Source organism: Halorubrum sp. B53, from assembly GCF_059752395.1.
Genome location: NZ_MWTH01000011.1, coordinates 120,565 through 141,523, shown reverse-complemented (window position 1 = coordinate 141,523; position 20,959 = coordinate 120,565). Strand labels below are relative to the sequence as shown.

The window sequence follows — 20,959 nt, the reverse complement described above, 5'->3', positions numbered from 1 at the left end:
GCGCGCCCTCCGTCCGGGCAACCGATGGACCTACTCGTCGTGGGCGCGGGCGAGATCGGCCGGTGGATCGCCGACACGGTGTCGGCCGACGAGTCGCCGGTGGACGCGGCGGTCGCCTTCGCCGACCGCGACCCCGAGGTCGCCCGCGACGCCGCCGCCTCGCGCGACGCGAGGGCGGTCCCGGCCGACGGCGACACGACCCACGACGCGGTGTGTCTCGCGGTGCCGATGTCGGCGGTCCCGGCGGCGGTCGAGGCGTACGCGTCCCGGGCGGAGCGGGCGGTCCTCGATGTCTCCGGCGAGATGACCGAGGCGGTCGCGGCGATGCGCGAGCACGCGCCGGACCTCGAACGCGCGAGCTTCCACCCGCTGTTCGCGCCGCCGCGCGTCCCGGGCAACGTCGCCTGCGTGGTCGACGAGGGCGGCCCCGTCGTCGAGGGGATCGCGGCCGCGATCGAGGCCGGCGGCAACGACGTGTTCGAGACGACGCCCGCCGAGCACGACCGGGCGATGGAGACGGTGCAGGCCGGCGCGCACGCGGCGGTCCTCGCGTGGCGGCTGGCGGGCGACGACGTGCGCGAGGAGTTCCACACCCCGGTCTCGGCCGCGCTCGACGATGTCGCCGACACCGTCACCGAGGGTGCGCCCGGGGTGTACGCCGAGATCCAGCGCGCCTTCGACGGCGCCGACGACGTGGCCGCCGCGGCCCGCGAGATCGCCGACGCCGACCCGGAGGCGTTCGCCGACCTGTACGAGGCGGCCCGCGGCGACCGCGAGGGACGAGAGCGACACGAGTGAGCCGATCGACCACGGTAACAGCAATTTCATGATAGACAGAGACGCGGTCCGAAACAACGCCAACTACCTGCGCAACGTCAGGCCGATCGACCCCGAGGAGATCGCGGAGTACGTCGAGGGGACGCCGCACCCGGCGGTCGTCCGCGAGACGCTCCGCGAGGAGGCGTTCGACCTCCGCCTGCGCGAGCGCGACGACGGGAGCTTCGAGCCCGTCCCGGAGGGACCGATCCCCGACCCCGAGTGGGCGCCGACCGCGTTCCCCGACGCCTACTCGTTCGCCTTAGAGGACCTCCTCGTCGAGGAGTTCGGCGCGAACTGGCACCGCGACGAGTCCGGCGAGGAACTCCGCGAGGCGGTCCGGCGGCTGAAGTCGGACTACCTCTACGAGAACGACGTCGAGTACGACCCCGTCGCCGCGCTCGGGTACGCGATCTACCACCTCCCCGCCTACTACGCGACGATCGGGTACGTCCTCGACGACCTCGTCGAGAACGGGCTCGTAGACCGGACCCTCCGCGTCCTGGACGTGGGCGCGGGCGTCGGCGGCCCCGCGCTCGGCCTTTACGACTACCTCCCCGACGACGCCGTCGTCGACTACCACGCCGTCGAGCCGAGCGCCGCGGCCGACGTGCTCGACCGCATGCTCGAGGAGACCGGCCGCAACTTTCGGCCGACGATCCACGAGACGACGGCGGAGTCGTTCCTCGGGACCGACGGCGAGACGGCGCGGGCGGACGCCGAGGGGTCGGACGCCCCGGACGGCCCCTTCGACTTGGTCGTCTTCGGGAACGTCCTCTCGGAGCTCGCGGACCCGGTCTCGGTCGTCGATGCCGCGATCGACCGCCTCGCCGACGATGGGAGCGTCGTCGCCTTCGCGCCCGCCGACCGCAACACCGCGATGGGCCTCCGCGAGATCGAACGCGAGGTCGTCACGCCGACGAGCGGCGTCGAGACGTACTCGCCCACGCTCCGGCTCTGGCCGGACGAGACCCCCTCCGACGGCGGCTGGTCGTTCGACGTCGCCGACGACCTCGACGTGCCCCCCTTCCAGCGGCGGCTCGACGAGGCGGCCGAGCGCGGATCGACCGACGAGCCGGGCGAGTTCGTCAACGTCGACGTCCAGTTCGCGTACGCGATCCTCCGACACGACGGGAAGCGCCGAGTGGACGTCCGGGCGAGCGACGACCGCTGCGCGCGGATGGCGGACTCGGAGGAGCACGTCACCGACCGCGTGAACCTGCTCGCGGCGAAGCTCAGCCACGACCTCAGCGCGGGCGACAACGCGCTCTACCGCGTCGGCGACGGCTCGCAGACGGTGGACCACTACCTCGTCTGCACGCGCGAGACCGTGCTCAACGAGGATCTCCGGCGGGCCGACTACGGCGCGGTCGTCTTCGTCGAGAACGGCCTCGTGCTCTGGAACGACGACGAGGGGGCGTACAACGTGGTCGTCGACGACGAGACAGTCGTCGACTTGGTCGCGCCCTGACTCCGACGCTCCGCTGACGGGGCTTCCGCCGCTCCCGCGATCACCGCTCCAGCTATCATCGACCCCGCGATCACGGTCGACCGTTCACGGCCGACCCGCTCGGACCGACCTCGTCGCGGACGGCGAAGTAGAGGACCCAGACGACGACGCCGCCGAGGAGCGCGCCGAGCGCCCACGCGATCGCGTGGCGGCTGTCTCGGTCCGTCGCGTCTAGGTAGACGATCAGTGACACGAGCAGCGCCGGGACGACCAGTATCCCGAGAAGGAGGAGCGCGACGAGTAGTTCCGGACCGCCGGCGACGCCGATCTGCGGGAGGGAGGGCATTTCATTCTTTCATTCAGCAAACAGGTAGAAAAAGATTACTTTCCGCCGACCGGTTCGATCAGCTCCGGGGCGTCGACTGCGGGGGAGTTCACCCGCGTCGAAACCGGGTGCGCGGCGAGTTCGTCGGCCGGATACGGGTCCAGCAGCGCGGCGGCCTCGTCGGGGTCGCCGCGGAGCCACGTCTCTTCCTCGTCCGGGTCCAAGATCACCGCCATCCGGTGGTGGAGGTCGGCGACGAGCGCGTTCGGCTCGGTCGTCACGACCGTGAACGTCTCCACGGGCCCGTCGGCCTCGTCCTCGTCGCCCTCCGCCGGCCCGCCGCCGAACGCGCCGAGCCCCGTCTGCGTCGTCTCGGGCTCCGGCGGCTCCCACCGCTCGTAGAGCCCCGCCATCGCGAACGGGCGGTCGTCCTCGAAGGCGACGCGGTAGGGAGTCTTTCCGGAGCCGCCGCGGTCCCCGCGGTTGCCGTGACCGCCTTGTCCACCGGCCCCGTCCGGCCCGCCGCCCTCGACCCACTCGTAGAAGCCGTCGGCGGGGACGAGGCACCGCCGGCGCTCGAACGCGTCGGCGAAGCTCCGCTTCTCGCGGACCGTCTCGGCGCGGGCGTTGATGAGGTCGAACGACTCCTCGGCCCACGAGGGGGTGAGCCCCCACTCCATCCGGGTCGCGCGGTCGGGCACCTCGTCGGCGATCACCGGGAGCTCCTGTCCGGGCGCGCAGTTGTAGCTGGGCTCGACATCGCCGAAGTCGGCGCCGAACCGGGTCTCGAGATCGGCGGCGGGGGTAAAGAGGGTGTAGCGGCCGCACATGCGTGTCCCGGCCTTCGGTCCGCGGCGGCATAAATCGCGTCGCCGCCTCCCGTCGGGTTTTTGCCCGCGCGCCGCCGCGGTCGGGTATGCGCATCGAGAACAGCTTCATCCCGGTCGAGGGGGTCGGCGAGACGACGGAGCGCCGGCTGTGGCGCGAGGGCGTCACCACGTGGGAGGCGTTCGATCCCGCCGTCGACGTCGCGGGCGTCGGCTCGACCACCGCCGACCGGATCGAGTCGTTCATCGTCGAGGCCCTGACGCGGCTCGACGACGGCGACGCGACCTACTTCGACCGCGCGTTCCCGAGCGGGGAGCGCTGGCGGCTCTACGAGAACTTCCGCGAGGAGACCTGCTTCTTCGACATCGAGACCACCGGGCTCGACGAGCACCGCGACCGCGTGACGACCGTGAGCTTCCACCGCGACGGGGAGACGACCACGCTCGTCGCCGGCGAGGACCTCACCGCCGACCGCCTCCGCGAGCAGTTCGCCGACGCCAGCCTGCTCGCGACGTTCAACGGCGCGCGGTTCGACGTGCCGTTCCTCGAGACCTCCTTCGGGATCGACGTCGACACGCCGCACCTCGATCTGATGTACCCCTGCAAGCGGATCGGGCTCTCCGGGGGGCTGAAACCCATCGAGAAGGAGATAGGGATCGACCGCGACCGCCCGGACATCTCGGGACGAGACGCCGTTCGGCTCTGGCGGGAGTACGAGCGCGGCGACGAGGACGCCCTCGATACGCTGGTCTCGTACAACCGCGAGGACACCGAGAACCTCCGGACGCTGGCCGACGTCGTCTGCGAGCGGCTCCACGATGACGTGTTCGTCGCCGCCGCTCCCGAGCGGTAGCGCGGTCAGAAATCGGCCAAGCGGCGTCGGCTACGTCGCTTCCGCGTCGGGGTCGACGGCCGCCTCCGCCGTCCCGGACCCCGCGTCGCTTCCGCTTTCGTCGGGGGCCGAGTCGCTCTTGCCGTCGTCCGAGTCGCTCTCGCCGTCGTCCGTCGATCCCTCTGCGGCGACCGTCTCGGCGTCTCTCACCGGCGGCGCTTCTGCCGACTCCTCGTCGGCTTCCGAGCCGTCGTCCCCCGTCTCGGGGTTTCCGTCTTCGGGCTCGTCGGCGGCTTCCGGTTCGCCGTCGGCTTCCGGTTCCGCCCCGTGTTCGCCGTCGACTGCGGGCTCATCTTCGGCGGCGTCCTCGTCCCCGGAATCGCCGTCTGTTTCCGCGTCTCCTTCGGCTTCCTCGTCGTCGTTCCCCTGGGCCGCCGCCGCGCCATCGGGTGACTCCGTCTCCGCGTCCTCGCCTTCACCCACCGCTTCGTCGTCGACCGTCTCCGCCTCATCGGTCGTCTCCGTCTCATCGGTCGACTCTGTCTCATCGGTCGACTCCGTCTCCCCCTCGTCCTGGCCGTCCTCGCCGGCCTCGCTTCCCGTCTCTTGAACTAACTTCATCTCGCCGCGGGCCCGGAGGGAGCCGTCGATCTCGGCGCCGTCGTGGACGACGAGGTCGCCGGCGGAGACGTCGCCGAGGACCCGCGCGCCGGCCTCGATGGTGACCGTCCCGCCGCGGGTGGTGACGTCGCCGTGGATGACCGTCTCGGCGCCGACCGTGATCCCCTCTCGCGCGCGGAGGGAGCCGAACACCTCGTTGCGCTCGCCGACGCGGACCGAATCGGCGCGGAGGTTGCCGTGGATCCGGCAGTCGTCGCCGACCGTCGCGGGCGTCGAGACGCGCCACGCGTCGTCGGAGATCTCGGCGCCGCGCGGGATCAAGAGAGGGTCGCGCACGTCGTCGCCGTCGGCGAGCGCCTCCGCGAGCTCGTCTGCCGCGTCGGTCTCGCCGACCCGCAGGAGCTGCGAGAGGACGATGAAGTAGAAGACGATGGTGGGGACGGGGTTCCGGATGACGATCCAGCCGTTCGCCTCGAACCCCTCCTCGATCGACACGTCGTCGCCGATGTCGAGGTCGCCCGAGACCATCAGCCGCCCCGTGACGGTCACGCGCTCGCCGAGGTACGCGTCCTCGCCGACGAGGACGTTGCCGTCGACGCTACACCACGTGTCGAGCCGGCAGTCGCCCTCGGCCTCGATGTCGTTCCCGACGCGCACGCGCTCGCCTATCGCGACGTTGCGCCCGCGGAGCCCGAACTCCACCGTCGACTGGCCGCCGACGAGCACGTCGCCGTCGACGACGAGGTCGTGCTCCTCGACGGTCGTCCCGGACGGGACCGCGAGCTCCTCTATCGGACCGTCTCCTCGCAGCGACACACCGGGAAATCTCTCTCCGCGCCTATAAACCGTGTGGGGCGTCCGACGCGCGTCGGACTGCGGACCTCCCGGAGTGACGCGACAGCGGATTCAGAGGGACGCGACAGCGGATTCAGAGGGACGCGACGCCGCGTTGCGAGCGGTGCGGTCGCATGCGAGCGGGCGTCGGGCCTCAGTCCGACGGTCTCCCCTCCGGAGCGCCGCGCGTGCGGTCCGTCCCCATATCGTCGGCAGGTCACTACCCTTTTGAGTCCGGCGCGGGAGACTCAGGTATGGGATTCGGATCGTACGACGAGAGCGAGCAGAAGGACCAGGACGTGGACACCGACGACGACGACGCCGTGAACGTCCACGAGAACGACCACGACGGCGAGGTCTCCATCGAGGGCGGCGCGTCCACCGACGACCTGGTCGGGCGCCTCTCGGAGATGAAAGACGACGGCGACGACGAGTAACCGCCTCGCCGACCGAGACCGACGAGCGACGGCCCGCGGACTCCGGATCGCGGTCGTGTCACGCCCCTTTTATCCGATCGCCGCCTACGACGGACCATGAGCACCGACCTGACGTTCACCGACGACGGCGTCGACGTCGTCTACGAGGGAACCGAGTTCGAACTGGAGAAGGACCTGATCGAGGAGGCGACCGGCAAGGGGTTCCGCGACGTCACCGACCACGAGGTCCTCCAGATCGTCGCCGAGGAGCCCGACCTGGACGGCGAGCCGGTGCGGATCGGCGACGTGTTATAGCTGCGCTCCCGGAAGCGGTACGATTTTACGACCCGGTCGGATTGGCTGGTGTATGCTTCTCGGATCCGCGCTCGGCACGCTCACGGGTTCGAAACTGCGGATCGTCCTCGTCGGACTGCTCGTCGTCGCGGCCGCCGTCGGCGGCGCGTTCGCTGTCGGGATACTCGGCGTCCCGAGCGTCGCGGCCGTCGACAACACCTTCGGCGACGTGACAAGCGAGACCACCGAGGTCCGAACGGACCTGGTCGTCTCGAACCCGAACCCGGTCGGCGTCAGGCTCGACGGCGTCTCGGTGAACTACACGGTCTCGATGAACGACATCGAGATGGCCCAGGGCGGCCGAGAGGGCGTGCGCGTCGGAACCGGAAACTCCACGATCCCCCTCGAAACCGACCTCCGGAACGACGCGATCCCGCCGTGGTGGGTCAGCCACGTCCGCAGCGGCGAGCGGACGACCGTCGGTATCGACGCCAGCGTCACCTCGGGTCTGCTCGGGCGGAGCGTCGAGTTCAGCCGTAGCCGCGAGATCACGACCGACCTGCTCGGCGCCTTTAATTCGGACGAGACGCGTCCGGTGAACGCCGACAGCGCGTTGACCGACGACCCGATCCTCTACGTCAACGAGACGCGGGGCGAGTGGGGGAGCGTCAGCGAGGCCGAGACGCCCATCGATATGGCGTTCACCGTCTACAACCCGAACCTCGAACCGTACGCCGTCTCGGAGATCGGCTACGATGTCACGATGAACGGCGTCGAGATGGCCTCCGGACAGACCGAGGAGGGGTACGTGATCCCCTCGCGGAGCGCCGAGACGATCGAGTTCACGACGGCCCTCCAGAACCGCCGCCTCGACGAGTGGTGGGTCACGCACCTTGACGCGGACGTGCGCGGCCACCAGGTGAGCGACCTCCGGATCGAGTTCTACGCCGTCATCGAGCTCCCGACCGGCGAGGAGGTCACCGTCCCGCTCGACGAACTGACCTACGAGGAGACGATCGAGACCGACATCTTCGACGAGGGCGACGACGTGCGCGACTCGAGCGCCGACGAGAGCGGTACCGACGGAAACACCACGGACGACGGGGGGAACCAAACCGACGACGGAGACGCCACCGACGGAAACACCACGGACGGTGATTCCACCGGCGACGACACGACCGATGACGACACGACTGACGACAACACGACTGACGACGGGTCGGACGACGGCGACGATGACGACGGCGTTCTGCCGCTGTAAGACGTCGACGGCACCCGGCGCCCAGCCCTGACGGGTCGGGGTCGACGAGGGTGACGGCCGCGTTTCGCCCGAGTTCGCGTTCTGGCGTACAAGTCGATCGCAGCTCGACTCAATTAGGATTGTCTTAGAAAAGGCCTATTTTGCACCTGCCGCCGAGAGACGGCCTCTGGGGCGACGACGCGATCAGATAGACAACACTACTTTATTTGCGGCCGCCGAATTCCCGATAATGGCCGACGCCGATGGCGGGGACTCGCCGGACGTCCTCGAGAACAAGCGGAGCGCGACGCGCTACCAGGTGCTCGTCGAGATCGCGGCCCGACAGCCGGCCGTGAGCCAGGGCGAGATCGCAGACACGATCGGAGTGACCTCGCAGGCGGTCAGCGATTACGTCCGAGACCTCGTCGAGGCGGGATACGTCGAGAAGGGGGGGCGCGGCCGATACGAGGTGACGAAGGAGGGGGTCGACTGGCTCATCTCTCGGACCGACGACCTGGAGGCGTACCTCGAACGGGTGAACTCCGACGTCCTCGGGAGCGTCGAGGTCGACGCCGCAATCGCGCTCGACGACGTGGCGGAGGGGAGGGAGGTCGGCCTCGTGATGCGCGACGGCGTCCTCCACGCAAACCCCGCGGGCGGCACGGCGACCGCGGTCACCGTCACGAGCGCCGAGCGGGGCGCGGCGGTCGGCGTCGCCGACTTCGAGGGCGTCGTCGATTACGACACGGGCACCGTCTCGGTGCTTCCGGTCCCGACCGTCACCGACGAGGCCCCGCCCGATCCGAGTGTGGTCCCCACGCACGTCCCCGAGGACGGATTGCTCGCGGTCGCCGGCACGGAGGCGTACGCGCTCGTCTCCAGAAGCGACGCGGACCCGGACATCCGCTTCGGAACCGCGGACGGCGTCGCCGAGGCGGGGATGCTCGGCCTCGACGTCCTGCTCGTCGCGGTGACCGACGAGATCCCGCGACACACCTCCAAGCTGCGCGATAAGAACGTCCCGCACCGAGTCCTCGACTCGGACGACCTGTAGCCTCAGCGACGCCGGCCCTCAGTCCGCCGCGTCGGAGACGCCCGCGTTCTCGCCCGTCAGCGTCTCCGGTAGTTCGCCGTCGTATCCGTCCGGAACGTACGGACAGAGCGGGTCGCTCCCCAGCGGGTCCCCTGTCGCGGCGAACGCCCGAGATCGACTCCCCCCGCAGACCTGTCTGAACTCGCAGGCGCCGCACTTCCCCTCGAACCGGTCCGGATCCCGGAGCGACTCGAACAGCTCCGCGTTCCGATAGATGTCGACCACGGACCGGTCCCGGACGTTGCCCGCGGACTTCGGGAGGAACCCTGACGGGTACGTCTCCCCGGTGTGGCTGACGAAGGCGAAGCCGCGCCCGGCCGTGATCCCGCCTCTCCGGCGAGCCGCGCCGTCGGCTCTGTCTTGTTGAAGCCCGACTCGACGGTAGAACGGCGCCTCTGTGGTCTTGACACCGAAGCCTTCCGCCTCGGCGACGTCTTGGAGCCACTCCATCACCCGCTCGGCGCGCTCCGGGGGGATCGGGTCGAGGATCCGGCCGCGACCGACCGGCACGAGGAAGAAGACGCTCCAGAGCACCGCGCCGAGGTCGCGCACCCGGTCCCGGATCGCCGGGAGATCGGCGACGGTCTCGGCGCAGACGGTGGTGTTGACCTGGAGCGGGAGTCCGGCCTCGCGGGCGGCCCGCGCCGCACGAAGCGTGTCCTCGAAGCTCTCCTCGCCGCGGAACCTGTCATGGCTCTCGCGCGTCGCGCCGTCGATGCTGAGCGCCATTCGCCGGATCCCCGCGTCCGCGAGCGCCTCGACGCGGTCGGGGGTCAGCGACGCCGTCCCGCTCGGCGTGATCGTCATCCGGTGGCCCAGATCGTCGCCGTACGAGATCAGCTCCGTGAGATCGTCGCGGGCGAGCGGGTCGCCGCCGGAGAGGACGATCAGTTGGCCGTCGCCGAACTCCGCGGCGTCGTCGAGGAGTCGCTTCCCCTCGGCGGTCGTCAGCTCCTCCGGGTGCCGCTTGGGCTTCGCGTCGGCCCGACAGTGACGGCAGGCGAGCCCGCACGCCTGCGTCACCTCCCAGATCAGGACGAGGGGCCGCCGGTCCACGTCGAGGTCGTCGAACATGTGCCTGCCACGCGCTACGACCTATGCCCCCTTGGGGAATACCCCGAACGTGTTCAGGGAATGTCCCGCTTCTTCATTTGCCGCTCAGACCCCGGTCCACTTCTCGTCGACTATCCAAGAGAACGACTTGTCGACGAGACGAATTCGGTTTTCTCCGGGCAGCACGGCTCTTTCGGCACTTTCCGGGGGTTTCAGGGAATGGAGTGAACCCAGGCGCGAAAGATAATTTTGTATAGCGCTATATGATTTACGCGTACGGTTTGCGACGCGGTCCACGTCGTTTCTGAGACAACAAAACGTCCCTAAACTACTCCAACAGCCGGTAGACGTTCGCTTCATACGTCTCTCGGACCTGGTCTCCCCAGTTGTGGGTGTAGGTGTCGATCACGTCGTCGGCGACGTCGCCGCGCAGATATTTGACCACACCGCGGTCGCCGGTCCTGTCGCGCAGGTGCGTCGTGAAGAAGTGTCGGAAGTAGTGCGGCGTGACGTTCTCGGCGGCCCCGCCCCCCGTTCGGTACCACCCCGCTTCCCGGGCGTACCGCTCGACGACGTGCCGCACCGCCTGCGGATCGAGCCGCTCGCCCCATCCCTCGGCTGTCCCGACGAACAGCGGCTCGGCCGACGAGGGGCTGTCGGGCCGGATCGCCAGCCAGCGCTTCAGCGTCCGCGCCAGCTCGTCGTCGACGGGGATCACTGTCCCGCGCTTGCGCTTGTTCGAGGCGGTCCTGACCTCGCCGTTCAGCTCCTCGCCGACGGTCGCCTCGGGGGTCACGTACAGCGAATTCGGCCGGTCCGCGAGCACGGGACGGGCTCCGAGGTCGTATGCGTCCCGAAGCTCCGGGTCGTCGACGGCGAGATCGCGGAGATCCAAGTTACAGCACTCTCCGACCCGCATACCGGTTTTGAGCAGCGTCACCACGAGAGCCCGGTGAAGGGGGTGCCGGATCCCGGCAACGAACTCGCGCATCGCCGGGATCGGGATGTCGCGTCGGGCGGGGTCCTTATCGACCGTCTCGTCCATCTCCTCCATTACGAGCGTCATCGGGTTACCCTCGAAGACGCCGACCTCGGTCATGTACCCGTAGAATCGATGGAGGTAGGCGGCGTACGTCGCCACCGTGCTGTCCGCCACGTCGCCGCGCAGCGAGTGGACGAACGACATGCAGTCGCGGTGCGTCGCCGAATCGGGCGTCGTCTCGGGCCCGAGAAACGCCTCGAACCGTCGGAGGACGCGCTCGTAGGACTCGCGGGTGCGCTCCGTCTTCCCGTGGTAGGTGAGGTCCTCGATGAAGTATCCCACCGGGTCCGAAACCTCGTCCGGCGCTCGGGCGCTACTCATCGGTGAGGGTGTACCCGCCCTTCCGTCCGTTGTACCGGACGCGGTTGCGATCCTGTAACGCGTCGAGCGCGTCCTCCAACCTATCCTCGAAGTCGCCGACCACGGCTTCCGTCAGCTCCTCCCACGAGAGCGGCCCGTCGGCGAGCGCCGCTTCGACCCTCGTTTCGAGGGTGTCACCCTCGGGGTCAGACCCCGAAGGACCGGGTTCGGCGGCCTTTCCGGAATCGGACAGCGAAAACCCGCGGCGACCGGCCTGTACCATCGTCCGGACGAACTCGCTCTGTGACATCCCGAGTTCGTCCGCGTGCTCCTGCCACCGATCCTTTTGCTCGGCGGGGACGTACGTCTTCACCGAGCGTCGATCGTCGCTCATCGTTGGATCCGAGTTGTCCGGCCGCCGACTTCAATCTATCCCACAATTCCGGATAAGGTCACTTATACAGTTCTGTAGTGCTCTCAAATCCAGCGTTCAAACATAATATCTTGAATTGTAGAGCTGGAAATCGAATCTAAGGTATCAAAATATCGGATATACTATCTCGGCGCTACAACAGTTCTGTCGGCTGTCGAAGGTCACAAATCGGCGGATCGATTTCCCTCGCGATCCCGTCCCGCCCGGATCTACCGAAATCGATGAAACGGACTGAATCGTTCGGCGGCGAGCGTTATTGGGACGGTCAGTATTTCGATCGCCTCGCACCTCCAATACAGTCTGGCGACGCGCTCAGTCGAACTCGTCGAAAATAGGGGGAGGAAGGTGTCGTTCGCGATCCGACCGGCTCTATCGGCGGCTCGTCCGGTACGAGACCGGATAGCCTCCGAAAACGTCCCGGATCCGTCGTGAGCGCACGTTCCGTCCACAACGAGCATATCTTATATCGCTATAGAAACTGCCGGGATCAGACTCGGATCTCGGAGGTCGCGTCGTCGACGTCGAGGGCGGTTATCGCGCGTTCGACTCGCGGGTCGCTCTCGGCCGCGTTCCGCATCAACACGGTCTCGCTGGGGAAGAGGTGTTCGCCGACGACGAGGCCGTGCTCGCGGGCGGTCGACCCGGTGACGGTGAGGTAGACGCCGAGGCCCGCTCGTGCGATCCCCGCCTCCTCCTCTTCGTCCGGGTTCGGGTAGACGAAGTCGACCCCGCCGAGGGCGTCCGTGCCCAGCACTGCGGTGACCAGCCGCTCGTATCGGGGTGAGATACACAGCGGCCCCTCGTAGTCGGCGAGGAACGCGCGGCCGAGGTCGGTCCCCGGGTCGAGCCGCTCCGGCCGACCCATCAGCGTGTGGTAGACAGTGTCACCGAGCCCGTTGACGACGCGGACGTCGGTGTCGACCGGATCGATCCGCTCGTTGACGTCGGCGATCTCGCCGAGCCCGTCCGGCCGGATTCCGACGACCTCCTCTAAGACGAGGTCCGCCGAGTCGAACCCGAGCGCGAACTCGTGGGTCCGGAGGGCGCGGAACGGCTCCTCGCGGCCGACGAGCTTCAGCCTGACGTCGCCGATATCGACGGTCGCGGCGTCGAAGACGATCCGACGGGGCTTCCCGTCGCGGTCGTCGCGCAGCAGCGTGAACTCCGGCTCGGCCGGGGCGTGCGGGTCGGAGTACTCGGCCAGCCGCTCGTAGGGGCCGTCGTCGGCCTCGACGCCGCCTTTCGTGATCGCCTTCTCGTAGCGGAGCGTGTTGCTCACGCTGTCTGCAAGGCGGTCCAGCCGGTCGTCCCGGCCGACGGACGCGATCCGTTCGAGGACCGCTTCGAGGGGCCGACCCTTCCGCGGAACGGCGACCGGTACCGGTTCGCTCATTACCCGGAGTGGGTCGCCGCGGCTAAAACGGGTTGCGCTTTCGGTCGGTCGCCGTGCGGCCACGGGAGAACGGCGGAGAGGCGTCCGTCGAGCGGAACCGTCGAAGCGAGCGTCTATTTAAAAGTTGCCGCTCGTCGTTACGGTCCGAACGCCTCGTTGAGCCGCTCCCGGAAGGCCTCTAACTCCTCCAGGTGGTCGTTGATATCGTCGATCTCCGCTTCGACATCGTCGAGGTCCTCGCCGAGCCTGTCTTCGATCTCCGTCAGCCGGGTGTCGACCTCCGCTAAGTCGTCCCACAGGTCGTCGAACTCCTCGTCGAAGCGCCCCATACGGGACTCCACGTCGTCGACGCGGTCCGCCGTCGACTCGGCCGCGGCGGCGGCGTCGTCGACCTCCTCGTACAGCGTCTCGATGTCGTCGCCCGCGTCGTCGAGCGATTCCTCGAGCGCTGCGGTCTCCTCGTCGAGCCGCGAGACGTCGTCCGCGACGTTATCGACGGTCGCCGCCACGTCGTCGACGTCGCCTTCGACCCCGTCGACCCGGTCGCTGACGCCCGCGACGCGCTCGGTCACGGCGTCGACCTCCGACGAGACCGCCTCGACGGAGTCGTCTACCCGACCGACCGTCTCGCGCAGGTCCTCCCGGTCAGCGTCGGCCGCGTCGACCCGGTCGTCGAGCGCGTCCATCTCGGACTCGACGGTCTCCACCTTTCGGTCGAGTTCGTCGAGGATCTCCCGCGCCGTCCCCTCGCCGTCGATGAACTCCGCGAGCGCGTCGGCGTACGCCTCGATGTCGGCCACGCTCGACTGGAGCCGAGCGATGCGCACGTCGACGCTCCGCGGGACGCCGACGTCGAGATCCTCGCTGAGCGTCTCGAGGTCCTCGTCCGCGACCTCGCCGGCGCGGATCTCGGCGGCGAGCGCGGACGCGATACCGCCTTCGGACGAGACGTCCGTGGCAGCTACGGCGCCGGCGGGTTCGCCAGCGTCTTCGTCCGGTTCCGCGGCCTCGACGGCCCCCGAGTCGGCCGGCTCGTCAAGGTCGGTGTCCCCTCCCTCGTCGTCGGAAACGGGCGCTTCGCTCTCGTCGTCGGAATCGGGCGCTTCGTCTGCGTCGGGCGACGGTTCCGATTCGGCCTTCGCCTCGCGCTCGTCGTCTCGGACCGTGACCGCGGCTGTCCCCTCCGCGGAGACGGCCCGCGGTTCGGGGGCGTCCGAGTCGTCCGCCTCGTCGACACCGGCCTCGGCTGCCGCTTCGCCCTCGACACCTTCCTCTGCGTCCGTCTCGACCGGTTCTTCGTCCTCAGCCTCGGCGAGCGAGTCCTCCATGCCGGGGAGGGTGGCGCGGTCGCCGGAGAGGACCTCCCTGACGGCGTCGGTGTCGCCGGTGCCGAGGACGTCCTCGATCTCCTCGCCGACCGGGACGTGCTCGATGCTCGGCGTGCCGAGGAACCCGTCGAGGTCCGGGTCGTCGTCGCGGATCCCGAACACGGTCTCGACCGTGTCGCCCGGGTCGAGGACGCGCTCGAACTCGACGCGGTGGTCCTTGTACGCCGTCCAGTTCTCGCTCTCGTACTCCGGGTGGAACCCGATGCGGTCCATCGGGAACGACTCGGGGATCCGGTCCACGATGCGCACGCGCACGGGGTCCTCGCGGGTCGAGGAGAGCTCGAATCTCACCGCGGGCACGGGGAACGCGTCGTCGGTGAAGGATTTCTCGACGCGAATACCGTCCTCGTCGACGGTCGTCGTCGCTTCTGCCGTCCGTTCGCTCATACCGGCACCTCCCGGAGCAGGGGCTTAAATTCCACGGGCCGCGTTTCGGCGTTGATAACCCCGTGCCCCCGAAAAAAGCCTGACCGACTCGATCGCGCCCACTTGCCGGTTCGGGTCACCGGGCGACTACAGGTCGATCCGATCGCCGATCTCGACGATCTCCAGTCGGTTCGGGTGCTCGAAGCTCCGCACGTGTTCGTGGAGTGCGGTCGGGTCCGCGGTCAACCCCTTCCACATGTCCCAGTGGGTCGGGACGAGCCGGTCGAGCGCGAGGTCGTTCGCCGCCTTCGCGATCTCGTTCTCGTCGCTGTACCACTTCGTGCGGACGGGTTCGCCGGTTTCCTTGTCTGGGACCGCCCCCACCGACCCGAACGCTAGGATTCCGAGGTCGATGTCGAACTCCGCGGCGAGCCCCGGGAAGGAGTCGGACGGCTTGCTGTCCCCGGCGTGGAAGACGGTGCCGGCGTCGTGCTCGATCACGTAGCCGACCGGGTGCGTGGCGTCAGAGTCCTGCGTTTCCACGACGTGAACCGTGAACTCGCCGATCCGCAGCTCGTCACCCTCGGTCACTTCCAGGAAGGCCTCGCTCTCGACGTCCCAATTCTCGGTCCACCGCTCTTCCTCGCGCGCGACCGCCAGCGAGTCGTCGGGCGCGACGAAGTCGGCGTCCGTGTTCGCGAGGATCGGCGCCTGCGAGGGGCCGTGGACGTGGTCGGTGTGCTCGTGGGTCGCCAGCACCGCGTTCGCGACGTCGACGTCGGCGGGGTCGAAGGGAACCGGGATCATCCGGACCGTGCGCGGCGGGTCGCCGGTGCCCACGTACGGGTCGATCCAGAGGACGGTGCCCTCGCTGCCCTTGATCGCGAAGCCGTTACAGCCCAGGTACCACAGTGCCACCGTGTCGGGGTCGGCGTCCGCGACCGCGCGCGGCAGCCAGTCGCCCCAGTCGGAATCGGCCATGCCCCACGCTGGGCGGGCGCGCGGGGTAATGATTCCGGAGTGAGACAGAATACTGTCCTGACTGAAACGACAGAGTTCTGTCCGAAGCCGATCTCTTGTATCATATATCGCTATACAAAATCTCGGCCGAAAGCGAACTCAGGCGGGACCGAAAAACGCGGAGCGACAAACCGGAAAAGCGAACGGAGACGCCTACTCGCCGCCGAACGCCCACTCGGCGTCGAGTTCGCGGTGCGTGAAGGGGAGCGCGTCCTCGCCGCTGTAGCTCGCGACGAGGTGGCCGTCGCCCTCCAGGTAGTACTTGTAGGTGGTGAGCCCTTCCAGCCCGACCGGACCGCGCGCGTGGACCTTGCCGGTCGAGATGCCGACCTCGGCCCCGAGCCCGTAGCGGTAGCCGTCGGCGAAGCGGGTCGAGGCGTTGTGGAAGACGCTCGCGGCGTCGATTCCGGTCATGAACGCCTCGGCGGCCGCCTGATCTTCGGTAACGATGGACTCGGTGTGTTTCGAGCCGTGCGCGTTGACGTGCTCGACCGCGTCGTACACGTCGTCCACGAGCTTGATCGACAGTTCGAGGTCACCGTACTCCGTGTCCCAGTCGTCGTCGGTCGCGGCGCCGACGTCGACGATCTCACGGGTCGCCTCGTCCCCGCGCAGTTCGACGCCCGCCGCCTCGTAGCGCTCGACGAGGTCCGGGAGCAGGTCGGACGCGACGGACTCGTTCACGAGCAGCGTCTCGACCGCGTTACACACCGCAGGGTACTGCACCTTCGCGTCGAAGGCGACGTCGGCGGCCATCTCGAGGTCGGCGTCGTCGTCGACGTAGACGTGACAGATACCCTCCGTGTGACCGAGCACGGGGATCTGGGTGTTGTCCTGGATGTAGGAGACGAACTCCGAGGAGCCCCGCGGCATCACCAGGTCGACGGCGTCGTCGCGTTCGAGGAGCCGATCGACCTCCTCGTGGGCCTCGACGAGCCCCGCCCAGCCGTCGGGGAGGTCGGCGGTCGCCTCGCGGATCACCCGATGGAGGACGCGGTTCGACTCGCTCGCCTCGCTGCCGCCCTTGAGGATGACGGCGTTGCCGGACTTCAACGCGAGCGCCGCGATCTGGACGAGCGCGTCCGGCCGCGACTCGAACACGGTGGCGACCACGCCGATGGGGACAGAGACGCGGTACAGCTCTAACCCCTCGTCGAGCTCGCGGGCGGCGAGCGTCCGGCCGAGGGGGTCGTCCTGCTCGGCGACCGACTCGACCATCCCGGCGATGTCGTCGAGCTTCGCGGCGTCGAGCTTCAAGCGGTCGACGAGCGCCTGCGTGTACTCGCCGCGCTCCAACATCTCCTCGGCCGCCTCGACGTCCCGCGCGTTCGCCTCGAGGATCGCCTCCTCGTTCGCGCGGAGCGCGTCGGCGATCGACCGGAGCGCGGCGTCCCGCGTCGCCTCGTCGGCGTTGGCGAGCCGCAGGGCGGCCCGCTGTGACCCCTCGATCAGTTCGTCCGTGTCGCGCTCGATCTCCGTTGTCTCACTCATTCGTCTCACCCGCTGTCGGTACGAATAGCGTGCCCGTCGGTTTACCGGCTGCGATCCGGTCTAACACGTCCGGGGTCGCGGAGCCGGCGATCACCGCCGGCGTGCCGCTCTCGGCCACGTCTCGGGCCCCCTCCACCTTCGTTCGGATCCCCCCGAAATCGGTGGCCGTGCTGTCACCGATCAGCTCTCGGACCGCGTCGTAGTTCGTTCCGACGGCCTCGATGGCGGTCGCCTCCGGGTCGCGCTTCGGGTGCCCGGTGTACACGGCGTCGACGTCGGTGAGCGTGACCAGCAGGTCGACGTCGAGCGCGATCGCCGCCGACGCCGACAGCATGTCGTTGTCGCCGATCCGGAGCTCGTCGGTCGCCACCGCGTCGTTCTCGTTGACGACGGGGACGACGCCCCAGTCCAGCAGGGTCTCGACGGTGTTCGTGAAGTTGTCGAACCGCTCGGGCGCGTCGAGGTCGGCGCCGGTCACGAGGATCTGCGCGACCGGCTGGTCGTAGCGATCGAAGCTCTGCGTGTAGTGGCGCATCAGGAGGCTCTGGCCGACCGTCGAGAGCGCCTGACGCTCGTCGATGATGTCGCTCCCGCGGTCGATGTCGACGTCGACGACCCCCTCGCCGTTGCCCAACCGACCGACGCCGGCGCCGACGGCGCCCGAGGAGACGAGAACGACCTCCTTGCCGCGCCGGCGCAGGTCCATCACGTCGGCGACGAGCTTGTCGAGCTTCACCCGGTCGAGCCGCGACTCCTCGTCCGTCAGGGAGTTGGTTCCGGCCTTCACCACCACGCGGTCGGCCTCCGCGGCCGCGGTCCGCGCGCGGTCGACGGCGTCCGAGTCCACTTCTCCGACCGCGACGCCGTCACTCGTCATCGAACGCCTCGGCCAGCTCCCGCGAGCGCCGCTCGGCCGCCGCGACGGCGTCGACCACCGCCTCGTCGGCGTCGCTGTCCCAGAGGACCTCCATGCCCTCTATCGTCGTCCCGTTCGGCGAGCAGACCGCGTCGATGAGCTCGTCGACGCTCCGGTCGTCTCGGAGTACGGTCTCGGCCGCCCCTTTAAACGTCTGGGCGGCGAGCGTCTCGGCCTGCTCGGGGTCGAGCCCGCCGTCGATGCCGGCCCGTTTCATCGCGTCGATGAGGTAGAAAGCGAAGGCGGGCCCGCTGCCGTTGACCGCGGTCGAGACGTCCATCAGCGACTCGTCGACCTCGACGAACTCCCCAGCGTCGTCGAGCATGGCGCGCACCTCGTCGGTGAGGCCCTCGTTCGTCGCCGCCGCGGCCATGTCCCCGGTCTCGGCCGCGAGGTTGGGCATGATCCGGACGACGGTGGCGGGCGTCCGCTCGGCGACGAAGTCGCGGGGGAGCCCCGCGGCCAGCGTCACGAGCTGCTGGTCGGCGGACAGATCGAGGTCCGCGAGCACGTGCTCGGCGACGTCCGGCTTCACGGCGAGGACGACGATGTCGGCCTCCGTCGCCGCGTCGACGTCCTCAGTCGTCTCGTCGACGACGTCCGCGACGGCGGCGAGCGCGTCGGGATCGAGGTCGATCGCCGTCAGGTGATACGAGTCGTTTCTCGCGAGGCCGCGCAACAGGGCACCCCCCATGTTCCCGCAGCCGATGACGCTCACGCGTGTCATGTTACCTGCAGGGAGTGGACTCACCGACATACCAACTGCGGTTTGGACACGGACGCTGCGGGTGAGTCGAAGCGGTCGAAGCGGTCGAAGCGGTCGAAACTCGGGGGGAAGGAGTCACACCAGCCGATCGTACAGCGACCGGTACCGCTCGGCGATGGCGTCGAGCGAGAACACCTCGCTGCGGGCGGCCGCGTTCGACCCGAGCCGCTCGCGGAGCTGAGGGTCTTCCAGTCGCCGGATCGCGTCGGCGAACGCCTCGGTCTCAGAGTCCCCGTCGGCGGGATCGACCTTGAGGCAGTCCTCGCCGTCGTCGAGCCACGAGAACGTCTCGATGTCGCGGACCACGACGGCCTTCCCGGCCGTCATCGCCTCCAGCAGCGCGATCCCCTCGTTCTCCTCGTGGGTCGGGAACAGGAACACGTCGCCGGCGGCGAACGCCCCGCGAATATCGTCGACGAAGCCGGTGAACGTGCAGTTGTCGGGCGACTCCTCGATGAGCCGGGTCGTCTCGCGGCCTTTTAAAGAGAGGTCGAGCGGCCCGAACCACGCGAAGTCGACGTCGGGGAGCGCGCGGGCGAGGTCGACGAACGTCTCCAACCCCTTCCGCTTGATCACGTGGCCGACGAGGAAGACGGTCGGCGGGGAGAGGTCGTACCGCTCGCGGTACTCCCCCTCCAGCGACTCGAAGCCCGACAGCTTCTCGCGGTCGACGCCGTTCGAGATGACGGTCGTCGGGGCGTCGGTGTACTCCTCGATCACGCCGCGGTTGTACTCGGAGGGGCAGACTAAGGCGTCGGCGAGCCCGTACGCCCGGCTGAGATAGGGCCTGAGCGGTTTCGCGAGCGCGTTGGTAAAGCGGAAGCTGTCGCCGAAGTCCTCGGCGGTGACGTGGGTGTGCGCGACCACCGGCACGCCCCGGTCGCTCGCGCGCTTCGCGTACCACACCGAGCGGGGCCCCATCAGGTTGCAGTGGAGCACGTCGGCGTCGAGGGTCGGCTCCGTCGTGTACGCGATCCCCTCGCGGTCGAGCATCTTCCGCTGGTGGACGACGGACTCCTTGATACCGCCCGTCACGCGGTCCTCGAACTCGAAGTAGTGGCTGACCTTCATCGCGTCGCGTCGGCGGGGGTCGGGAGGCCGGAGACGACCGCCGTCGCCGACCGATCGATCACTCGACTTCCAGCCACGGGACCTCCATCAGCGGCGGGATGTGCGTCTCGATGTGGTGCTCCCACACGCCCTCCTCGCCGAACGCCTCGCCGTGGTCGGCGGTGACGACGACGGTCCCGTCGAGCTCCTCGACGAGCTCCGCGACCGATTCGAGGGCGATCCGGAGGTTCTCCTCGTAGAGCCGGAGCGCGGTGACGCGCGTGCCGTCTGTCACGAGGTCCGCCGGGTCGAGCTCGAGCCAGAGCCCCGCCTTCTGCGCGAACTCGCTGTCGTCGAGCCGGCTCTCTATCTTCGGACGGACCGTGTCGCTGAGCGACGAGAGGAGGCCGCCGTCGTCGTCCGTCGTCTCCTCCCCGGCTTCCTCCTCCTCCTGCTGTTTGATCCCCTTCTGGATCTGTTTGAGCTTCTGGCCCTTCCCGCGCGAGAGGTACGGGGCGTGGGGCTGCATGTAGTGGAGCACCGTGCGGTCGGCGCGCTCGACGGCCTCCCGGTTGTTCCGGAACGCCTCCGCGATCCCCTCCGGAGGGACCGTGCCGAGGTCGTCGTCCCAGCCGGTCTTCCAGACGTCGTGGATGTCGCTGATGTGGTCGGAGGCGGTCCACTCGTAGTCGCAGCTCGCCCCCCACTTCAGCTCGTTCAGCGGGATGCCGAGGTCGTTGATGAAGGGATTCCCCGAGAAGTAGGCGATGTCGTGGTCGCCGGTGAACGTCCGGTAGGCCCACTCCGGCGTCGAGGAGCCGACGCTCCAGCGCTTCTCGAGGTCGCCGTCCAGGTACTCGTCGTACACGTCCTCGAACACGTCGTAGCGACACGCGTCGAGGACCAGACAGTAATCCCACTCGGACTCGAGGAACCGCTGGTCTTCCATAGGTTGCGCTACCGTACCCGACCGACCGTTGTATTCTTGTTGA

Annotated in this window: 21 protein-coding genes; 7 read left to right on the top strand and 14 right to left on the bottom strand. The window is 68.7% G+C overall.

The features are described 5' to 3' along the window. The first annotated feature begins 24 nt into the window (after positions 1 to 24). Together B4V06_RS09105 and B4V06_RS09100 are read left to right on the top strand one after the other, a co-directional pair. Complete coding sequence (locus B4V06_RS09105) at positions 25 to 798, top strand: NAD(P)-binding domain-containing protein (RefSeq protein ID WP_498169329.1); 774 nt, start codon at positions 25 to 27, stop codon at positions 796 to 798. A 28-nt stretch (positions 799 to 826) separates the two neighbouring features. After that, the gene (locus B4V06_RS09100) at positions 827 to 2,287 is read left to right on the top strand and encodes a small ribosomal subunit Rsm22 family protein (RefSeq protein ID WP_498169326.1); all 1,461 of its coding nucleotides are present in this window, start codon (positions 827 to 829) and stop codon (positions 2,285 to 2,287) included. 70 nt (positions 2,288 to 2,357) lie between these two features. Here B4V06_RS09100 and B4V06_RS09095 read toward each other — a convergent pair whose 3' ends face one another. Beyond that, positions 2,358 to 2,612 (bottom strand): hypothetical protein, encoded by a 255-nt coding sequence (locus tag B4V06_RS09095; RefSeq protein ID WP_123112017.1) that lies wholly within the window; start codon positions 2,610 to 2,612, stop codon positions 2,358 to 2,360. Between the two features lie 35 nt (positions 2,613 to 2,647). Then, a complete protein-coding gene (locus B4V06_RS09090) occupies positions 2,648 to 3,421 on the bottom strand; it encodes an SOS response-associated peptidase (RefSeq protein WP_498169324.1) in 774 nt (257 codons plus the stop codon). A gap of 86 nt (positions 3,422 to 3,507) precedes the next feature. Between B4V06_RS09090 and B4V06_RS09085 the strand changes: the two genes are divergently transcribed. Beyond that, positions 3,508 to 4,272, top strand: coding sequence for a ribonuclease H-like domain-containing protein (locus B4V06_RS09085; RefSeq protein ID WP_498169321.1), 765 nt, complete (start codon positions 3,508 to 3,510; stop codon positions 4,270 to 4,272). A 30-nt stretch (positions 4,273 to 4,302) separates the two neighbouring features. Here the strand turns inward: B4V06_RS09085 and B4V06_RS09080 are convergent, their stop codons facing one another. Further along, positions 4,303 to 5,688 (bottom strand): polymer-forming cytoskeletal protein, encoded by a 1,386-nt coding sequence (locus B4V06_RS09080; protein ID WP_498169318.1) that lies wholly within the window; start codon positions 5,686 to 5,688, stop codon positions 4,303 to 4,305. 272 nt (positions 5,689 to 5,960) lie between these two features. Here B4V06_RS09080 and B4V06_RS09075 point away from each other — a divergent pair, with 272 nt between their 5' ends. The 4 genes from B4V06_RS09075 (at position 5,961) to B4V06_RS09060 (ending at position 8,710) form a co-directional block, all read left to right on the top strand. Beyond that, entirely contained in the window at positions 5,961 to 6,143 is a 183-nt protein-coding gene (locus B4V06_RS09075; RefSeq protein WP_123112021.1) for a DUF5786 family protein, read from the top strand. Between the two features lie 96 nt (positions 6,144 to 6,239). Further along, positions 6,240 to 6,437 (top strand): DUF5800 family protein, encoded by a 198-nt coding sequence (locus B4V06_RS09070; RefSeq protein WP_094522355.1) that lies wholly within the window; start codon positions 6,240 to 6,242, stop codon positions 6,435 to 6,437. A gap of 52 nt (positions 6,438 to 6,489) precedes the next feature. After that, a complete protein-coding gene (locus tag B4V06_RS09065) occupies positions 6,490 to 7,677 on the top strand; it encodes an LEA/WHy family protein (protein ID WP_498169314.1) in 1,188 nt (395 codons plus the stop codon). Positions 7,678 to 7,906: 229 nt separating this feature from the next. Then, the gene (locus B4V06_RS09060) at positions 7,907 to 8,710 is read left to right on the top strand and encodes a DUF7839 domain-containing protein (protein WP_123112023.1); all 804 of its coding nucleotides are present in this window, start codon (positions 7,907 to 7,909) and stop codon (positions 8,708 to 8,710) included. Between the two features lie 18 nt (positions 8,711 to 8,728). On the opposite strand, the gene B4V06_RS09055 is transcribed toward B4V06_RS09060, so the two are convergent. The 11 genes from B4V06_RS09055 to B4V06_RS09005 all read right to left on the bottom strand — a co-directional run bounded on the left by B4V06_RS09055 (position 8,729) and on the right by B4V06_RS09005 (position 20,916). After that, positions 8,729 to 9,823: a radical SAM protein gene (locus tag B4V06_RS09055; protein ID WP_498169312.1), complete on the bottom strand. Its 1,095-nt coding sequence runs from the start codon at positions 9,821 to 9,823 to the stop codon at positions 8,729 to 8,731. Positions 9,824 to 10,130: 307 nt separating this feature from the next. After that, the gene (locus tag B4V06_RS09050; RefSeq protein ID WP_123112025.1) at positions 10,131 to 11,165 is read right to left on the bottom strand and encodes a tyrosine-type recombinase/integrase; all 1,035 of its coding nucleotides are present in this window, start codon (positions 11,163 to 11,165) and stop codon (positions 10,131 to 10,133) included. After that, positions 11,158 to 11,538, bottom strand: a complete 381-nt coding sequence (locus B4V06_RS09045) for a DUF5805 domain-containing protein (RefSeq protein WP_123112026.1) — start codon at positions 11,536 to 11,538, stop codon at positions 11,158 to 11,160. The genes B4V06_RS09050 and B4V06_RS09045 overlap by 8 nt, the downstream gene beginning before the upstream one ends. Before the next feature lie 526 nt (positions 11,539 to 12,064). Continuing rightward, a complete protein-coding gene (locus B4V06_RS09040; protein WP_123112027.1) occupies positions 12,065 to 12,970 on the bottom strand; it encodes a phosphoribosyltransferase HisG-related protein in 906 nt (301 codons plus the stop codon). A 137-nt stretch (positions 12,971 to 13,107) separates the two neighbouring features. Next, positions 13,108 to 14,745 (bottom strand): ICP22 family protein, encoded by a 1,638-nt coding sequence (locus tag B4V06_RS09035; protein ID WP_498169308.1) that lies wholly within the window; start codon positions 14,743 to 14,745, stop codon positions 13,108 to 13,110. A 126-nt stretch (positions 14,746 to 14,871) separates the two neighbouring features. After that, entirely contained in the window at positions 14,872 to 15,705 is an 834-nt protein-coding gene (locus tag B4V06_RS09030) for an MBL fold metallo-hydrolase (RefSeq protein ID WP_123112029.1), read from the bottom strand. Positions 15,706 to 15,897: 192 nt separating this feature from the next. After that, the gene (locus tag B4V06_RS09025) at positions 15,898 to 17,235 is read right to left on the bottom strand and encodes a glutamate-5-semialdehyde dehydrogenase (RefSeq protein ID WP_123112030.1); all 1,338 of its coding nucleotides are present in this window, start codon (positions 17,233 to 17,235) and stop codon (positions 15,898 to 15,900) included. Next, positions 17,228 to 18,112, bottom strand: coding sequence for a glutamate 5-kinase (gene proB / locus B4V06_RS09020; protein ID WP_123112031.1), 885 nt, complete (start codon positions 18,110 to 18,112; stop codon positions 17,228 to 17,230). The genes B4V06_RS09025 and proB overlap by 8 nt, the downstream gene beginning before the upstream one ends. Beyond that, entirely contained in the window at positions 18,102 to 18,878 is a 777-nt protein-coding gene (proC, locus tag B4V06_RS09015) for a pyrroline-5-carboxylate reductase (RefSeq protein WP_498169303.1), read from the bottom strand. Before proC ends, proB begins: the two co-directional genes overlap by 11 nt. Positions 18,879 to 18,992: 114 nt before the next feature. Further along, on the bottom strand, positions 18,993 to 19,988 hold the full coding sequence (locus B4V06_RS09010; RefSeq protein WP_123112033.1) for a glycosyltransferase family 4 protein: 996 nt from the start codon (positions 19,986 to 19,988) through the stop codon (positions 18,993 to 18,995). A gap of 58 nt (positions 19,989 to 20,046) precedes the next feature. Further along, on the bottom strand, positions 20,047 to 20,916 hold the full coding sequence (locus B4V06_RS09005) for a hypothetical protein (protein ID WP_123112034.1): 870 nt from the start codon (positions 20,914 to 20,916) through the stop codon (positions 20,047 to 20,049). Between the last annotated feature and the right edge of the window lie 43 nt (positions 20,917 to 20,959).

Bases quoted from the DNA above. Each gene is read 5' to 3' on its own strand.
- B4V06_RS09005 (WP_123112034.1), bottom strand. From the start codon at position 20,916: ATGGAAGACCAGCGGTTCCTCGAGTCCGAGTGGGATTACTGTCTGGTC.
- B4V06_RS09075 (WP_123112021.1), top strand. From the start codon at position 5,961: ATGGGATTCGGATCGTACGACGAGAGCGAGCAGAAGGACCAGGACGTG.
- B4V06_RS09105 (WP_498169329.1), top strand. From the start codon at position 25: ATGGACCTACTCGTCGTGGGCGCGGGCGAGATCGGCCGGTGGATCGCC.
- B4V06_RS09010 (WP_123112033.1), bottom strand. From the start codon at position 19,988: ATGAAGGTCAGCCACTACTTCGAGTTCGAGGACCGCGTGACGGGCGGT.
- B4V06_RS09055 (WP_498169312.1), bottom strand. From the start codon at position 9,823: ATGTTCGACGACCTCGACGTGGACCGGCGGCCCCTCGTCCTGATCTGG.
- B4V06_RS09060 (WP_123112023.1), top strand. From the start codon at position 7,907: ATGGCCGACGCCGATGGCGGGGACTCGCCGGACGTCCTCGAGAACAAG.
- B4V06_RS09045 (WP_123112026.1), bottom strand. From the start codon at position 11,538: ATGAGCGACGATCGACGCTCGGTGAAGACGTACGTCCCCGCCGAGCAA.
- B4V06_RS09070 (WP_094522355.1), top strand. From the start codon at position 6,240: ATGAGCACCGACCTGACGTTCACCGACGACGGCGTCGACGTCGTCTAC.
- B4V06_RS09040 (WP_123112027.1), bottom strand. From the start codon at position 12,970: ATGAGCGAACCGGTACCGGTCGCCGTTCCGCGGAAGGGTCGGCCCCTC.
- B4V06_RS09090 (WP_498169324.1), bottom strand. From the start codon at position 3,421: ATGTGCGGCCGCTACACCCTCTTTACCCCCGCCGCCGATCTCGAGACC.
- B4V06_RS09050 (WP_123112025.1), bottom strand. From the start codon at position 11,165: ATGAGTAGCGCCCGAGCGCCGGACGAGGTTTCGGACCCGGTGGGATAC.
- B4V06_RS09025 (WP_123112030.1), bottom strand. From the start codon at position 17,235: ATGAGTGAGACAACGGAGATCGAGCGCGACACGGACGAACTGATCGAG.
- B4V06_RS09095 (WP_123112017.1), bottom strand. From the start codon at position 2,612: ATGCCCTCCCTCCCGCAGATCGGCGTCGCCGGCGGTCCGGAACTACTC.
- B4V06_RS09035 (WP_498169308.1), bottom strand. From the start codon at position 14,745: ATGAGCGAACGGACGGCAGAAGCGACGACGACCGTCGACGAGGACGGT.
- proC (WP_498169303.1), bottom strand. From the start codon at position 18,878: ATGACACGCGTGAGCGTCATCGGCTGCGGGAACATGGGGGGTGCCCTG.
- B4V06_RS09100 (WP_498169326.1), top strand. From the start codon at position 827: ATGATAGACAGAGACGCGGTCCGAAACAACGCCAACTACCTGCGCAAC.
- B4V06_RS09085 (WP_498169321.1), top strand. From the start codon at position 3,508: ATGCGCATCGAGAACAGCTTCATCCCGGTCGAGGGGGTCGGCGAGACG.
- proB (WP_123112031.1), bottom strand. From the start codon at position 18,112: ATGACGAGTGACGGCGTCGCGGTCGGAGAAGTGGACTCGGACGCCGTC.
- B4V06_RS09065 (WP_498169314.1), top strand. From the start codon at position 6,490: ATGCTTCTCGGATCCGCGCTCGGCACGCTCACGGGTTCGAAACTGCGG.
- B4V06_RS09030 (WP_123112029.1), bottom strand. From the start codon at position 15,705: ATGGCCGATTCCGACTGGGGCGACTGGCTGCCGCGCGCGGTCGCGGAC.